This window comes from Actinacidiphila acidipaludis (genome assembly GCF_019890725.1).
GTDB classification, from domain to species: domain Bacteria; phylum Actinomycetota; class Actinomycetes; order Streptomycetales; family Streptomycetaceae; genus Actinacidiphila; species Actinacidiphila acidipaludis.
The window spans coordinates 1-1,528 of sequence record NZ_JAINZZ010000132.1 but is presented as its reverse complement, the minus strand read 5'-3'; the positions used below and the strand labels follow the sequence as shown (position 1 = coordinate 1,528).

General features: G+C 67.9%; 1 protein-coding gene. It reads left to right on the top strand.

The window, feature by feature from the left end; all coding sequences use genetic code 11:
* The first annotated feature begins 135 nt into the window (after positions 1 to 135).
* Positions 136 to 1,521, top strand: coding sequence for an IS4 family transposase (locus K7862_RS36980; protein ID WP_308012386.1), 1,386 nt, complete (start codon positions 136 to 138; stop codon positions 1,519 to 1,521).
* Positions 1,522 to 1,528 lie beyond the last annotated feature (7 nt).

The window sequence follows — 1,528 nt, the reverse complement described above, 5'->3', positions numbered from 1 at the left end:
GGAGGTGCCCCCAATGCCGTCAAGTTAGTGGCTGGTGTGGTGGTGGCCTGTGGTCTTTGGGGTTTTGGCATGAAAGTGGCGGAGTCCTGTTGAGGATGTGGTTGTCGACGCCGCATCTCACTACAGGACTCCGCCGTGGTTCAGTGTGTCATCACCCGTGTCATCGTCACAGCTGTTGGCCGGTTCGCGCCGGGTCATCTGGGGCCGTTGACGGCTCTGCTGCCGTTCTCTGTGGTCGATGACGCGCTCACCCGGACGGGTCTTGTGCAGCGGCGAGTGCGGGACCTGCCCGCGCGGGTGGTGGTCTACCTGCTGATCGCTCAGGGATTGTTCGGGCAGGTCAGCTTGCAGGGCGTCTATCGCAAAGCGGTCGCCGCGATGTCCGGGATGCCACTGCCCGATCCGACTCGGCAGGCCCTGCATGCCGCCCGGGCCCGGCTGGGCTCACGCCCGCTGCGGGTGTTGCTGCGCTCGCTGTGCCGGCATCCCGACGCGTGCCCGCCACTGTGGCGCGGGCTTGAGGTCTGCGCGATCGACGGCACCGTGCTGGATGTCCCCGACACCGCCTCGACGCGGGCCTGGCTGGGCAAACACAAGCACCGCCACGGTCTGGCCGGATACCCGCAAGTCCAGCTGATCTGCCTGGTCCACTGCACCACCCGCACCCTGATCGACACGGTCTTCGGACCGGTCCACGGCCGGGAATTCGTGCCCGCCACCCGTCTCCTGCGCAGCCTGCACACCGGGATGCTCGTCCTCCTGGACGCCGGTTTCGACGCCGCCGTCTTCCTGGCCGCACTGGCCGCCACCGAAGCCGACTTCATGGTCCGGCTGCCCCGCACCGCCCGCCTGGCAGCCCTCGAACGCTACCCGGACGGCTCCTGGCTGACCGTGCGGGCCGGCCGCACCATCCGGGCGATCGCGGTGGACGTGGCCATCGACACCCCGCAGGGCACCCGCACGACCACCTGGCTGTTCGCCACCACCCTGCTCAACTGGCGCACCCACCCCGCCCCGGCCCTGGTCGAGTGCTACCACGACCGCTGGGAGGTGGAAGAGACGTTCTGCTCGATCAAATCGACCATGCTCGGCGGCAGGGTCCTGCGCTGCGGCAACCCGCCCGGGCTGGCCCAGGAGATCCACGCACTGCTGATCGCCTACCAACTTCTGCGGCTGGTCATGGCCCAGGCCGGAACCGCAGCCGGACTGCGCTGCACCCGCATCGGCTTCACCCTCGCCCTGGAACAGGCCCGCAACGGCCTGATCACCGCGACCGACATCACCGGACCCACCGACAGCGACCTGCTCGGCACCATCGCCACCTACCTACGCGATCACCCCCTGCCCGAACGCCGCCTACGCATCTACAACCGCCTGGCCAAGCGGTCACTGTCGAAATACGCAGCCGGAAAGACCAGAAACGGCAAGAAACGCCAGCCCCTCCCCACCGGCACAGCCACCCTCACCACCACGATCAACCCCAACCACCCCAACTCCCACCAGCCAAAACGCCAAACTTGACAGCATT